Annotated in this window: 10 protein-coding genes; 4 read left to right on the top strand and 6 right to left on the bottom strand. The window is 69.3% G+C overall.

What is annotated here, in order from left to right; genetic code table 11:
* The gene (locus KPL78_RS15025) at positions 1-1,242 is read right to left on the bottom strand and encodes an NAD(P)/FAD-dependent oxidoreductase (protein WP_219763797.1); all 1,242 of its coding nucleotides are present in this window, start codon (positions 1,240-1,242) and stop codon (positions 1-3) included.
* A gap of 469 nt (positions 1,243-1,711) precedes the next feature.
* Positions 1,712-3,109 carry an aminotransferase gene (locus KPL78_RS15030; protein WP_219763798.1) on the bottom strand — a complete coding sequence of 466 codons (1,398 nt, stop codon included), beginning with the start codon at positions 3,107-3,109 and terminating at the stop codon, positions 1,712-1,714.
* Positions 3,110-3,359: 250 nt separating this feature from the next.
* Here KPL78_RS15030 and KPL78_RS15035 point away from each other — a divergent pair, with 250 nt between their 5' ends.
* The 3 genes from KPL78_RS15035 to KPL78_RS15045 are packed head-to-tail and all read left to right on the top strand — an operon-like array spanning position 3,360 to position 8,127.
* Entirely contained in the window at positions 3,360-4,325 is a 966-nt protein-coding gene (locus tag KPL78_RS15035; RefSeq protein WP_219763799.1) for a Bug family tripartite tricarboxylate transporter substrate binding protein, read from the top strand.
* 11 nt (positions 4,326-4,336) lie between these two features.
* Positions 4,337-6,415: a hydantoinase/oxoprolinase family protein gene (locus KPL78_RS15040; RefSeq protein WP_219763800.1), complete on the top strand. Its 2,079-nt coding sequence runs from the start codon at positions 4,337-4,339 to the stop codon at positions 6,413-6,415.
* On the top strand, positions 6,412-8,127 hold the full coding sequence (locus KPL78_RS15045; protein WP_219763801.1) for a hydantoinase B/oxoprolinase family protein: 1,716 nt from the start codon (positions 6,412-6,414) through the stop codon (positions 8,125-8,127). The genes KPL78_RS15040 and KPL78_RS15045 overlap by 4 nt, the downstream gene beginning before the upstream one ends.
* 142 nt (positions 8,128-8,269) lie before the next feature.
* Here the strand turns inward: KPL78_RS15045 and gshB are convergent, their stop codons facing one another.
* A complete protein-coding gene (gene gshB / locus KPL78_RS15050; RefSeq protein ID WP_219763802.1) occupies positions 8,270-9,217 on the bottom strand; it encodes a glutathione synthase in 948 nt (315 codons plus the stop codon).
* Positions 9,218-9,466: 249 nt separating this feature from the next.
* On the opposite strand from gshB, the gene KPL78_RS15055 reads away from it, so the two are divergent.
* Positions 9,467-10,126 (top strand): hypothetical protein, encoded by a 660-nt coding sequence (locus KPL78_RS15055; RefSeq protein WP_219763803.1) that lies wholly within the window; start codon positions 9,467-9,469, stop codon positions 10,124-10,126.
* A gap of 9 nt (positions 10,127-10,135) precedes the next feature.
* Here the strand turns inward: KPL78_RS15055 and KPL78_RS15060 are convergent, their stop codons facing one another.
* The 3 genes from KPL78_RS15060 to KPL78_RS15070 all read right to left on the bottom strand — a co-directional run bounded on the left by KPL78_RS15060 (position 10,136) and on the right by KPL78_RS15070 (position 13,604).
* On the bottom strand, positions 10,136-11,128 hold the full coding sequence (locus tag KPL78_RS15060; RefSeq protein WP_219763804.1) for an FUSC family protein: 993 nt from the start codon (positions 11,126-11,128) through the stop codon (positions 10,136-10,138).
* A 4-nt stretch (positions 11,129-11,132) separates the two neighbouring features.
* A complete protein-coding gene (locus KPL78_RS15065) occupies positions 11,133-12,119 on the bottom strand; it encodes an HlyD family secretion protein (protein WP_219763805.1) in 987 nt (328 codons plus the stop codon).
* Between the two features lie 93 nt (positions 12,120-12,212).
* On the bottom strand, positions 12,213-13,604 hold the full coding sequence (locus KPL78_RS15070; protein WP_219763806.1) for a helix-turn-helix domain-containing protein: 1,392 nt from the start codon (positions 13,602-13,604) through the stop codon (positions 12,213-12,215).
* Positions 13,605-13,671 lie beyond the last annotated feature (67 nt).

Consider the following 13,671-nt stretch of genomic DNA (forward strand, 5'->3'; position numbering starts at 1 on the left):
TCAGAACCGGTCGGCGCGGTAGGGCGTCGGATCGATGAAGGGCGTCTCGCCATCCATCATCTCGGCGAGCAAGCGCCCCGTGGTCGGTCCCAGCGTGAAGCCCTGATGCGCATGGCCGAAGGCACACCAGATGCCCTCCTGCTTCGGCAGCTTCCCGATGATCGGCAGCATGTCCGGCGTGCAGGGCCGCACGCCCATCCAGGGCTCGCGCTCCACCGCATCGCCCAGCGGCAGCAGGGTGCGCGCGACGGGTTCGGCGCGGGCGAGCTGCACCGGCGTCGGCGCCTCGTCGATGCCGGCGAATTCCGCGCCCGTGGTCAGCCGCACGCCGGCACGCATCGGCGCCAGCAGGAAGGCGCTCTCGGTGTCAAGGATCGGCCGGTTCAGCACCGCATTGCCCTGCAGCGCGAAATGCTTGTGGTAGCCGCGCTTGCCGAAGGTCGGCGGATCGTATCCCAGCGGCTTCGTCACCTTGTTCGCGAAGGCGCCAAGCGCGACGACGACCTGCTCGGCCTCGGCCGGCCCGTCGCTAGTCTGCACCTGCCAGCCCTTGCCCGAGCGCGTCAGGGAGGCCGCGTCGCCGATCACGAAGCGCCCGCCGGCTTCCTCGAAGCGCCGCGCATAGGACATCACCAGCCCATGCGGGTCACTGACCGACACCGGATCGGTCCAATGGATGGCGCCATAGCGCGTCTTCAGCAGTGACGGCTCCGCCGCTGCGAGCGCCGCACCGTCCATCGTCGCGAAGTTCACGCCATGCAGGCGCTTGCCTTCCTCGGCCTGCGCCAATGCCGTGTTGAAGCTCGCCTCGTCAGAGAACATCCGGATCCAGCCGATCGGCCGCAGCAGCGGCATCGCGTCCGTGCCGCGCGCGATGGCGTAGTGCTCGTCGAGGCAGGTCTCGATCAGCTTCGCATAAGCCTCGGCGATGGCCGCATAGCGCTTCGGCTCGGAATTCCACCAGTAGCGCAACAGCGGCGTCGCCAGCCCCGGCAGCGCGCCCCAATGGTAATAGGCGTCGATCGACTTGTTGCGCGCGATGCGCAGGATCTCCGCCATGTCGCGCGGGAAGGGGTGCGGGTGCACCGCCTCCCGCTGGATCAGCCCGCCATTGCCGAAGGATGCGCCGAGGCCGGGTTCCTGCCGGTCCACCAGCAGCACGTCATGGCCGCGCCGGCGCAGATGCAGCGCCACCGAGACCCCGACCATGCCTGCACCCAGAACAATTACCGAAGAAGGCATGTCGCCAGGATCCCCATGTAAGACGACGCGCATTCTAGTCGCACGGCGTAGCATGGCGAGAGGGTGGTGCGGGTTGATGCACGCTTTCCGCAAGGGATTGCCTATGCGGTGGGCAGGTGCTGACGGTCACCATCGCTGTCGGAGGGGCGTTGCCGATCCAAGCCACCTCGGCAAAGGCCGGAGGGCCTTTGCAGGCCTCCGCTTGGCACTGTGCGCGACGGACAGAATGGTGCCGAAGCGCGCTCCTACGCCGGAGACGCGCTTGGCCGGGAAGGCACGCCTGCCATGTCCGAATACCGAAAAAATTGCGGTCCAGGGGCTCCTAGCCCCTGGCGGGGTGCTTCGGAGGGGCGGAGCCCCTCCGATCGCCATCCGCACCGAACCGCGTCCGTCCTCACAAAGACCGTTGGTCCAAAGGCATCCCGTGACGGACCGCGGTCTGGGAAAGGAAAACGCCTCGCCGCTCGCCTCAACCGCCCTTCATCTTCGCGACGGTCGCTTCCAGCGCCTTGTCCAGCACCTCGATCAGCGTGTCGCATTCCGACCTGGTGATCACCAACGGCGGCGACAGCACGATGGTGTTGGAATGCCGCACCCCGCCGCCCGACCGCCCGACGATTACGCCGTTGGCCTTGCAGAAATCCACCACACCCTGCACCAGCGCGCCGTCGAGCTGCACCTTGCTCTCCCGGTCTGTCACCAGCTCGATCCCGATCAGCAGCCCCTTGCCGCGGACGTCGCCGGTGATGCCGTGGCGGAACAGCCGGTCCTTGAAGCCGTCCATCAGGTAGGCACCCATGGTCGCGGCGCGCTCCGGCAGCCTCTCCTCCAGCATGATCTCGATGTTGCGCACCGCGACGGCGGCCGCCACCGGATGCCCGCCATAGGTGTTCACCTGCATCACCTGGCGCGCTTCCGCGACCTCGCCGAGGAAGCTCTCGAACACCCTGTCCTTCACCACGGTCGCGGCGATGGGCAGGTACGCGGACACGATGCCCTTGGCGATCGCCATGATGTCCGGGCTGATGCCGTAATGCTGGTGGGCGAACATCTTGCCGGTGCGGCCGAAGCCGTTGATCACCTCATCGACATGCAGCAGCACGTCGTATTTGCGGCACAGGCTCTCGACATAGGGCAGGTACTCGTCGGGCGGCACCGCGACGCCGACCGCGGACATGATCGGCTCGACCACGATCTCGGCGATAGTCTGCGGCCCTTCGGCGAGGATCGTCGTCTCGATCAGCTTCGCGCAGGCCATGCCGCAACTGCCGGATTCGAGGCCGAGCGGGCAGCGGTAGCAGGTCGGCGCCGGCACATGGATGAAGGACCCGTCATAGGGTTCGAACTTCGTCTTGCGCTCGCCCATCCCGCCCGCGGCGAGCGTCGCGAGCGACGTGCCGTGATAGGCGTATTGGCGCGAGATCGACTTGAAGCGGAAATCCTTGGGGAATTCCTGCTTCGCGTATTGGCGCGCAACCTTGAAGCCCGCCTCGTTCGCCTCGGTGCCGGAATTCACGAAATAGGTGTGGTAGCCGCCGCCCATCAAGGCGCCAATCTGCTCGCCGAGCCGCGCCGCCGGCAGGTTCATCGCCGTATGCGGGTAGTAGGACATCTGCTGCATCTGCTCGGCCGCAATCTCGGCGAGCTCGGTGCGGCCATAGCCGATGTTCACGCACCACAGCCCCGCCATGGCGTCGAGGTAGGTGGTGCCATCCGCATCCACGATGGTCGAACCCTGCGCGCCGGTGACGACCATCTGCGACTTCTCGAGCGCGCGGTGCTGCACGATCGGGTGCATGACGTTCGCCAGATCCTGCGCGACGACGCGCTTGCGCTCCTCGGGATCGGGCTGGTTGGTCAGGGACATGGCGGGCACCTCGCGGCTGCTGGGAGACAATGGGGAGCGGACGTTTCCCGCCAATCGTCGCGCGGGACGGCCGCGGAGGAAAGGGCCAAGGCACAGATGCGATTCCTTCGCAACTTCCTGCGCCGGACCCCATTCCCCCACCGCCGATGCCAGTCTAGGCTCCGCCCCGACGCGCCGCCGGCAGTGAACGATCGGACGGGCGCATCGGGACAGCCTTCGTCACGGCCCATCGCAGAGGAGACCCGACTCGATGAGCCTTTACGCGACCCGTCGCGGCCTGCTGGGCGCCGGTCTGGTGCTGGCCACAGCCCGTGCCGCGCATGCGCAGGCCTTCCCCACCCGACCCATCCGGCTCGTCGTGCCCTTCGCGCCGGGCGGTGGAGTCGATGCGGTGGCGCGCATCCTGGCCGAACCGCTCGGCGCCCTGCTCGGCCAGCCCGTGGTGGTCGAGAACCGCGCCGGCGCCGGCGGGGCGATCGGGGTGGATGCCGTCGCGAAGTCGCCACCCGATGGCTATGCGCTGTCCATGGTCAGCCCGGGCAACATGACGGCCGGACCGGTCGTGCGGCCGACACCCTATGACCCGCTCGCGCTCGGCTTCGTGTCGATGGTCACGCGCAGCCCGCTGCTGCTGGTCTGCCGCAACGGCATCGCGGCGCAGAACCTCGCGGAATTCGTCGCCCTGGTGAAGCGCGAGCCGGACGCGATCCGCTTCGCCTCCGGCGGCGTGGGCACTGGCACGCATCTCGCCGGCGAGTTGATGAATCTCCGCCTCGGCACGCGCATGGTGCATGTGCCCTATCGCGGCACGGGGCCGGCGCTGACCGACCTCGTCGCCGGCAATGTCGACATCTTCTTCTCCGACGCCTCGGCCTGGCCGATGGTGCAGCAGGGCCAGCTCCGGCTGCTCGCCGTCAGCTCCGCCGCGCGCTGGGCGACCTCGCCCGACACGCCGTCGGTCGGCAGCCAGGTGCCCGATTTCGACATCTCCAACTGGTACGGCATCATCGCCCCGCCCGGCACGCCGGATCCCATCCGCGCGAAGCTGGCCGAGGAGATCGCGAAGGTGCTCGCCCGGCCCGAGATCGTCACCGTGCTGAACCGCATCGGCTTCGACGCGGCGCCCATGCCGCCCGCCGCCTTCGCGGCCTTCGTGCGGACCGAACTCGAAACCTGGCGGGCTGTTGTCCAGGCCGCCAACATCCGCGCCGACTGAAACAGGAATCCATGACCAAGACTGCGCGCCTGGCCGTCGATATCGGCGGCACATTCACCGACCTCGTGCTCGCCTTGCCTGACAGGTCGTTCTCCACCAAGGTCCTGACCACGCCCGACGCGCCGGAACGCGCGGTGCTGGAAGGCACCGCGACGATCCTGGCCCAGGCCGGCATCGCCGCATCGGACCTGGCCCTGGTGATCCACGGCACCACACTCGCCACCAATGCGCTGATCGAGCGCAAGGGTGCGAAGACCGCGTTGGTGACCACCGAGGGCTTCCGCGATTCCCTCGAAATCGCCTACGAGCACCGCTTCGAGCAATACGACCTCTACATGGAGCGGCCCGAGCCGCTGGTCTCCCGCCCCTGGCGCTTCGAGGTGCCGGAGCGCGTCGCCTCCGATGGCGAAGTGCTGCTGCCGATGGATGAGGCCGCGCTGGAATCGATTGCTGCGCAGGTGAAGGCGGAAGGCATCGAGGCGCTGGCCATCTGCTTCCTCCACGCCTACCAGAACGGCGCGCATGAGGAACGTGCGCGCGAGATCCTCTCCCGCGCGCTGCCCAGGGAGGTCATCGCGATCTCCTCCGAGGTCTGCCCCGAGATCCGCGAGTACGAGCGCACCTCGACCACCGTCGCCAACGCCTATGTCCTGCCGCTGATGGAGAGCTATCTGCGGCGGCTGGAGGATGGCCTGAAGGCGCTGGGGTCCACCTGCCCGCTGCTGCTCATCATGTCCTCGGGCGGCATCACGACCGTTGAGACGGCGCGCCGCTTCCCCATCCGCCTGGTGGAATCCGGCCCGGCAGGCGGTGCGATCCTTGCGCAGATCCTCGCCGCCGAGAACGGCATCGACCGGGCGCTCGCCTTCGACATGGGCGGCACCACGGCGAAGATCACGCTGATCGACGACATGAAGCCGCAGCAGGCCCGGCATTTCGAGATCGCCCGCGCCGCCCGCTTCGTGAAGGGCAGCGGCATCCCCGTGCGCATCCCGGTCATCGACATGGTCGAGATCGGTGCCGGCGGCGGGTCCATCGCGCGCGTGGACGGTCTCGGCCGCATCACGGTGGGGCCGGACAGCGCGGGATCCATGCCCGGCCCGGCCTGCTATGGCCGTGGCGGGACGATGCCGACCGTGACCGACGCCGACCTGACGATGTCCTGGATCGACCCGGCGCTGTTTGCCGGCGGTTACATCAAGCTGACGCCGGAAGCCGCGGTCACCGCCTGCACCGATGTCGTCGCGACGCCGCTCGGCATGACGCCGGAGAAGGCCGCGCTCGGCATTACCGAGATCGTCACCGAGACCATGGCTTCCGCCGCCCGGGTCCATGCCGTCGAGAACGGCAAGGAGACCGGCGGCCGCACCATGATCGCCTTCGGCGGCGCCGCGCCGCTGCATGCCGCGCGCATGGCGCAGAAGCTCGGCATGGACCGCGTGCTGGTGCCGGTGGGCGCCGGCGTGGGGTCCGCCCATGGCTTCCTCGGCGCGCCGATCGGCTATGAGGTCGTGCGCACGCGCCTGATCAGCCTTGCCGTCTTCGACGCACCGCTGGTTAACAGCCTCTACGACGCCATGCGAACCGAGGCCGAAGCCGTGGTACGCCTCGGCGCGCCCGACGCGACGCTGCAGGAGGTCCGCACCGGCTTTATGCGTTATCGCGGCCAAGGTCACGAGGTCGCGGTCACGCTGCCCGATGGCCCCTACACCGCCGCCAGCGCCGAGGCCTTCAAGGCGGCCTTCGAGGCCACCTACGACGCGCTCTATGGCCGCATCATCCCGAAGCTCGAGATCGAGATCCTGACCTGGACACTCTCGCTCGCCGAGGCCAAGCCGCTGCCCGCGCGCATCCCCGACCCGCCCCCCGCCGCAGCCCCCGCGCCCGCCGGCACGCGCCGCATCGTCGATCCCGGCATCGGCGACTTCGTCGAGGCCAGCATCTATGACCGCGCCAGCCTCAAGCCCGGCGCCCGCATCGCCGGCCCGGCGGTGATCGTCGAGGCCGAGACCTCCACCCTCGTCCCCGAAGGCTTCCGCGCCGGCCCCAACGCGGCCGGCCACCTGCTGATCGAAAGGATCGCCCGATGAGCAACACGCTCGGCGAGATCGAGATCCAGATCCTCTGGAACCGCCTGCTCTCGGTGGTCGAGGAACAGGCCCAGACCCTGGTGCGCACCGCCTTCTCCACCGCGGCGCGCGAGGCCGGCGACATCTCCGCCGGCGTCTTCGACATGAAGGGCCGGATGCTGGCGCAGGCCGTCACCGGCACGCCCGGGCACATCAATTCGATGGCGCGCTCGGTGGTGCATTTCCTCGATGCCTTCCCGGCCGACACGCTGAAGGATGGCGACATCCTGATGACGAACGACCCATGGAAGGGCACGGGGCACCTGTTCGACCTGACCGTCGTCACGCCGATCTTCCTCGACGGCAAGGCGGTCGCCCTCTTCGCCAGCACCACGCATGTGGTCGATATCGGCGGCCTCGGCGTCAGCGCGGAAGGCCGGCAGATTTATCACGAGGGTCTCTACATCCCGATGATGTACCTGGCGCGCCAGGGCATGATGAATGAGGACCTGCTCGGCATGGTCCGCGCCAATGTGCGCGAGCCGGTGCAGGTGGTCGGCGATATCTACGCGCTGGTCGCCTGCAACGAGACCGGCGGCAAGCGCCTGGTCGAGATGATGCGGGAATTCCACCTGCCCGATCTCGACTATCTCGGCGAGGAGATCATCGGCCGCAGCCGCCGCGCCATGGCCGACGTCATCGCGAAGCTGCCGCAGGGGTCCTGGTCGGCCAGCATGACGATCGACGGCTTCGAGGCGCCGGTCACCCTCGTTGCGACGCTGACCATCGCGGGCGACCATGTGGCGGTGGACTATACCGGCACCACTGGCCTGTCGCGCTACGCCATCAACTGCCCGATCTGCTACACGGAGGCCTATACCTCCTTCGGCGTGAAGGCGGCGCTCGCGCCGTGGATTCCGAACAACACCGGCACGCTGGATGCCGTGGTCGTCACGGCGCCGGAGAACACCATCGTCAACGCCCCGCATCCGGCCGCGGTCTATGCCCGTTCGGTCATCGGCCACATGCTGCCGGACGTGGTCTATGGCTGCCTTGACCAGGCGATGCCCGACACCGTGCCGGCCGAAGGCACGTCCAGCCTGTGGAACCTGACCCTGCTGGCGGGCCATGGCCTGACCGGCGGGGAGGGCAGCGCGACCCGCGCCTTCACCGTCACCACCTTCCATTCGGGTGGCGCGGGCGCGCGGCCGAAGCAGGACGGGTTGTCCGCGACGCCCTTCCCCTCGGGCGTACGCAACGTGCCGGTGGAGATCACCGAGGCGATCACGCCGCTGGTGATCTGGCGCAAGGAATACCGCAAGGGGTCCGGGGGTCCGGGCCGCCAGCGCGGCGGCCTCGGCCAGCGCATGGAAATCGCCAATCGCGACGCCGCAGCCTTCGGCATCCAGGCGCGCTTCGAACGCGGCGAGTACCCGGCCCGCGGCCGGTCCGGCGGTGCGCCGGGCGGGCTCGGGCGGCTCTCGCTCGAATCCGGCGCGGCGCTGAAGGTGAAGGGTCTGCAGGTCATCCCGGCCGGCGAGCGGCTGGTCGTCGAAATGCCCGGCGGCGGTGGCTACGGCGATCCGTTCTCACGCGACCCCGCACAGGTCGCGCGCGACGTGCGCTACGGCCTCATCGACCCCGACCAGGCGCTGTCCGACTACGGCGTCGTCCTGACCGCGAGCGGGGAACCGGACGCCGCCGCGACCTCCGCGCGACGCGCGGCGCGGTGACGCGCATGCGGAGAGGGGCGTCGCCCCTCTCCGTACCGCATCCCACCGAAGGACCGAGGCCTTTGAAAGCCGTCAACGGGTGCCGGGTGGGGATGCAACCCTGGCGAAGACGAAGGGGGGCACGTGCCTCCTCCGGGTCCGCTTACCGCTTCGCTTCGATCGCGTCCCAGATCGCCTTTTCAAGATGCACGCCGTCGAAGCGCGCGATCTCCTGAAGCCCGGTCGGCGAGGTCACGTTGATCTCGGTGAGGAACCCGCCGATCACGTCGATGCCGACGAAGATCATGCCGCGCTTCTTCAGCTCGGGCCCGATGGCCTCGCAGATTTCCTTCTCGCGATCGGTGAGCGTGGTCGGCTCCGGGCGGCCGCCGACATGCATGTTCGACCGAGCCTCGCCGGCGGCAGGGACGCGGTTGATCGCGCCCATGGCGACACCGTCCACGAGGATGATGCGCTTGTCGCCCAGGCGCACGGCGGGGACGTATTTCTGCACCACCAGGGGCTCGCGGGACCGTTCGGTGAACATCTCGATCAGCGAGTTCATATTCGGGTCGTCGGCGCGCAGATGGAAGACGCCCGCGCCGCCATTGCCGAACAGCGGCTTGATGATGATCTCGCCGTGTTCCTCGCGGAACGCCGCGATGCGGCGGCGATCGGCGGTGACCATCGTAATCGGCATCAGGTCGGGGAAGTGGGTGACGAACAACTTCTCGGGCGCGTTGCGCACCTCGGCGGGGTCGTTCACCACCAGGGTCTTCGGGTGGATATGCTCCAGGATGTGGGTGGCCGTGATGTAGGCCATGTCGAAGGGCGGATCCTGCCGCATCAACACCACATCCGTGTCCTTGCCGAGATCGAGTTCCACCTCGGCCCCGAAGGTGAAGTGGTGGCCCTTCTCGCGGCGGACCTCGACCGGCTTCGCCCAGGCGGTGACGCGGCCGCCGCGCAACGCCAGGTCGCGCACATGGTAGTGCCACAGCGCATGGCCACGCGCCTGGGCTTCCAGCATCAGGGCGAAGGTGGAATCAGCGTCGATGTTGATGGATTCGATCGGGTCCATCTGGACCGCGACGCGTAGGCTGCGGGTCATGAGGCGCATTCCTGAACCTGGTCCGGGGCGGACCGCTTGGACGCTGTCGTGCCACCCCCGAGCGGAATGCGCCAGAGGCCCTTGGCTGCCGCCATTTGAACAACCATGGGTTGTTTTAAGTTAAGATCGCACGATTGTGGGTTAAGATCTGCCCTGGCAGCGGATATATGTTGACGCATGGTTAAGGACCGCCGCTGGCGGACCTGAGACGCGGCAGGAGGCCGCAGCCCCTTTCCGAGGTGCCGTGCCGTGCCGATCCTCCTGCCGTATTCGACCGATATCCCGCCGATCTGGTTCGACGAACCGCCGAAAGTGGTGCCGGAGGACGTGCTCGTCCCCGGCATCGCCCCGCCGCCCGGCGACCCCGCGCCCCTCATGATACCGATCGCGCCGACCACGCCCGATCGCCCTTCGGCAGCGCCCGCCCAGGAGGTCACGCCCGTCGTGCTGACCGTCGCCGTGGCGGAGCCCGAACCTGTCGAACCGGCAGGCGAGCCTTTGGCCGTTCCGGCACAGACGCCCATCGTGATCGCGGCGGGATCGGTCGCGGCCGAGGCAGCATCGCCGCCCACCGCCGCCTCCGCGCCGATGGAAGTGGCGTCCTCCCTTGCGCCGGCCTTCGACGTGCCGCCCGAAGATGCGTTCCCGACGCTCGCCGATCTCGACGCGATCCTTGCCGCCAATGCCGGCGCGCCCCCGGAACCCACCGCGGAGGAGCGCGCCGAGGTGATCGACCTGCTCGGTCTCGACCCCGCGATCGCGAATGACCCGCTGCGCTATGCCGAGGCCCTCGCTAACCTGCCTGAACCCGATGCGGACCAGGCGCTGGAGCAGTGGATGCGGGACTACGATGTCGGCGCCCTGCCGTCGGAAGTGCCCGATCCGGCCGGGGACTGGCAGATCGGCTGATCCGCGGGGCTATGCCGTGGCGGCCTGCGTCGGTCGCCGAAGCATGTGCAGCACCAGCATCGTCACCAGCATGAGGGCAAGCACGCCCAGCGTGGCCCCGGCGAGCCGCCCGGCCACCGGCCCCAGGGCGGCCGGCGGCGCCGGACCCGAGACCAACGTGATGATGACCGCGAGCCCGCCTTGGGTGCCGACATAGGCCGACGGCCCGCCGCCCAGATGCAGCGTGGAGAAGAGAAACAGCCCGATCCCCAGCGCACCGAGCCACAGCACGATGTTGCCGCCGGTGACCCACATCGCGGCCAGGCCGAAAGCCCCGCCCAGCGCGCAGCCGAGGATGCGCTGCCGGCCGCGATGCTCGAGCATGCTGGGATCGCGGTCCAGCACCACCATGGCCGAGATCGCCATCTGCATGGGTTGCGGCAGGTCGAAGGCCGCCCAGCCCAGCATCACGACGACCAACACCAGCCCACCGATCAGCGTCACCGCCCGCAGCTCGGCGCGCGTCAGCACCGCGGGGGCCGCGGCCGCCGGGCCCTGCCCCTTTGGCATAATGAACAGCGCGACCAGCGCGGCGACGATCACGCCGGTGATGATCTCGGCCGTGCGGTTCGCCGCGAAGTCGAACAACCCCGCCGGCGTCGCGGCTGACTGCACCAGCACCATCGTCGCCGTCACCGCGCCGAGCAGCCAGGCATAGGGGTAGCCGGCGACATAGCGCGCCCGCGACCCGACCGCGCCGACACAGAACAGCCCCAGCAGCAGCAGCGCCGGCTGGTCGGTCGACAGCGCCGCGAGCACAAGCCCGACCACCAGGCCCAGCGCCGTGCCGCAGACCCGCTGCGCCGCCTTGGTCAGGATGGCGTGCCGGTCAGGCCCCGCCACCACCCAGGCCGAGATCGCCGACCACCAGGGATCCTCGAGCCCCAGCAGCAGCGCGACCAGCACCGCTGCCACGACCCCGACCGCCGCAGTCAGACCATGCCGGACGGTCCAATGGCCCACGGCGTCAGAACCAGATCACCACGCGCGCCGTGGCGCCATGGAACAGGCGCACATCGGGCGGCAGGTCGGGCAGGGTGATCTCCACCGGGAAATGCTGCGGCAGGCGGATCCAGTCGGTCTCCGGCGGGACGATCGGCACCACCGCCTCGGTCGCCGTGACCGGCGCGCTGAGCACCGCCGGCGCGACGCTGCGCACCCGCCCGCGATGCAGCCGCCAGGGATCGCTGCCCAGCAGCACCCAGGCGGTCTGGCCGGGTCGCAGCCGCTTCAGGTGCCGTTCGCCGACATTGGCGACCAGGCGCCAATCCGCATCGGTCACGAGCACCAGAACCGGCTGCCGCGCGGCGATATTGTCGCCCGGCCGGGCCTCGAACGGCGCCAGCCGACCGGCCATGGGCGCCGCGATCTGCGTGCGCGACAGGTTGTAGGCCGCGCTGTCGAGCACCTCCTGCGCGGCGTCCAGTTCGGCCTTGCGGACATCCACCAGGCGCCGCGCCACCGCGGCGGCGGCCTGGGCGCGCAGCAGCTCGCCCTGTGCGACGATCTGGTCGCGCTGGGCATCCTGCTCGCGCTCGACCGGTGCGTAGCCGCTGCGGGCGAGGGCCTGCTCGCGCGTGAGCTCTTGCTGCGCATCGGTGAGCCGCGCCTGGGCCTGGGAGATCGCGGCATCGGCCTCGGCGACCGCGGCCTGGGCCAAATCATGCTGGCGCTGCGCCACGTCGCGCGCGGCCGAGGCCGTAGCAACGGCGATGGCGAAGGGGCGCGGCTCGATCGTCAGCAGCGCCTGGCCAGCGGCGACGGCCTCATCCGGGCGCACGGGGAGGGCGGATATGGGACCGGAAATCTCGGGGGCGACCGTGACCAGCGCGGCCACGACGCGCACATCGCCGGCATAGGCGAAGACCAGGGCGGTCAGCTCATACAGCAGCCACAGAAGCAGGGCCGCCCCGAGGACGGCGCGTACGACATGGTCCTCGATCCACTTCAGCATGGGGCGGCGGGCTCTCCGGGGCAGGGGCAGTGTATCGTGGCGGGCGAAAGAGTGGAGGGGCTTCGCCCTTCACCAGGAGCCGGGCCCGAACGCCTAGCGGCGCTCGAAGTGATAGGGCGCCGCGCTTTCCTCCGACGGATCGAGCGCCAGCCGATGCTCCAGCGGCGGGAAGGCGCGGCTGCGGCAATCGGAGCGGTCGCAGAGCCGGCAGGACAGGCCGATCCCGACCGCCGCCGCGTCGAGATCGAGGCCATCCGCATAGACCAGCTCCGGCGCGCGGGCGATGTCGCACCCCATGGCGACGACATGCACCGGGGGCGGCTCGCCCCAATGCGCGGCGCGGCCCTGCACGGTCTGCGCGACGGTCAGGAAGGTCGCGCCATCCGTCAGCCGCGCGACCTGCACGCGGATGCGGCCAGGCGTCGCGAAGGCCTCATGCACCACCCAGCGCGGGCAGGACCCGCCAAAGCGCGCGAAGGGGAAGCCCGCGGCGGAGAAGCGCTTGCCGACATTGCCCGCCGGATCGAGGCGCAGGAAGAAGAAGGGCACGCCCCGCGCGCCATCGCGTTGCAGGGTGGACAGGCGCTGTGCAGCCTGCTCGAAGGACACGCCGAAGCGCGCGGCCAGTGCTTCGATGTCGTGGCGCATCTCGCGTGCCGCGGCGAGATAGGGCGCGTAGGGCATCAGCAGCGCGGCGGCCGCGTAGTTCAGCAGGCCGATGCGGATGAGTTGCGATGCCTCCGGCGTCGAGGGCTCTACGCCGGCAAGCGCGGCATCGAGAGCGTCGCGCGCTTCCAGCAGCATGAGGGTGAAGGCCATCTGGAAGCCGCGGGATTCGCGCGGGAGTGCCTCCGAAAGATGGAGCACGCGCGAGGCGGCGTCATAGCGGCGCAATGAGCCATCCATCGGCCCCACGATCACTGCCAGCCCGTGCACGCGACGCAACCGTTCGGCGATGCCGTGGTTCATCTCGGAGGGGCGCGTGCCGATCTCGCGGCCGATCTGCTCGGCGGCCGCTTCCAGCGCCGGGAAGTGGTTGGCGCGATCGTGGAAGAAGTCGCGTGCTTCCTCGGTCGGCAACAGGATGCGCGTGCCGGTCGGCAAGGCGAGACCGGAGGAATCCTCCCGCGCCACGCGCCAGGCGCGATAGAGCGCGAGCATCGCGCGCGCCGCATTGGGCGCGGAGGCAGCAAGCGTCGTCACCTCCTGCTCCGGCACGTCCTCGAGGCCGAGCATGGGATCGGACAGCACCTCGCGCACGCCGGATTCGAGCTGACGTTCGGCACTGCCCGACAGCGCGGCGAGTTCGACGCCGAGCGTCTCGGTCAGCTTGATCAGCAGCGATGCGGTGACGGCGCGCTGGTCGTGCTCGATCAGGTTCAGATAGCTCGCCGAGATGCCGAGCCGCGTGGCCAGCACCTGCTGTGTCAGCCCGCGTTCGCTGCGCAGGCGGCGGACGGTACGGCCGATCAGGGGGCGCGCCATGAATTTACATCCTTTACAGAATCGCTGTGAAGTTTGTGAAAATCTGCACGTTCTTGCGGCGATGCAC

It is taken from the genome of Roseomonas alba (assembly GCF_019430885.1).
Lineage (GTDB): Bacteria > Pseudomonadota > Alphaproteobacteria > Acetobacterales > Acetobacteraceae > Neoroseomonas > Neoroseomonas alba.

Excerpts from the sequence above, each read along its gene's own strand:
- KPL78_RS15040 (WP_219763800.1), top strand. The coding sequence starts at position 4,337 with ATGACCAAGACTGCGCGCCTGGCCGTCGATATCGGCGGCACATTCACC.
- KPL78_RS15025 (WP_219763797.1), bottom strand. The coding sequence starts at position 1,242 with ATGCCTTCTTCGGTAATTGTTCTGGGTGCAGGCATGGTCGGGGTCTCG.
- KPL78_RS15045 (WP_219763801.1), top strand. The coding sequence starts at position 6,412 with ATGAGCAACACGCTCGGCGAGATCGAGATCCAGATCCTCTGGAACCGC.
- gshB (WP_219763802.1), bottom strand. The coding sequence starts at position 9,217 with ATGACCCGCAGCCTACGCGTCGCGGTCCAGATGGACCCGATCGAATCC.
- KPL78_RS15035 (WP_219763799.1), top strand. The coding sequence starts at position 3,360 with ATGAGCCTTTACGCGACCCGTCGCGGCCTGCTGGGCGCCGGTCTGGTG.
- KPL78_RS15070 (WP_219763806.1), bottom strand. The coding sequence starts at position 13,604 with ATGGCGCGCCCCCTGATCGGCCGTACCGTCCGCCGCCTGCGCAGCGAA.
- KPL78_RS15065 (WP_219763805.1), bottom strand. The coding sequence starts at position 12,119 with ATGCTGAAGTGGATCGAGGACCATGTCGTACGCGCCGTCCTCGGGGCG.
- KPL78_RS15030 (WP_219763798.1), bottom strand. The coding sequence starts at position 3,109 with ATGTCCCTGACCAACCAGCCCGATCCCGAGGAGCGCAAGCGCGTCGTC.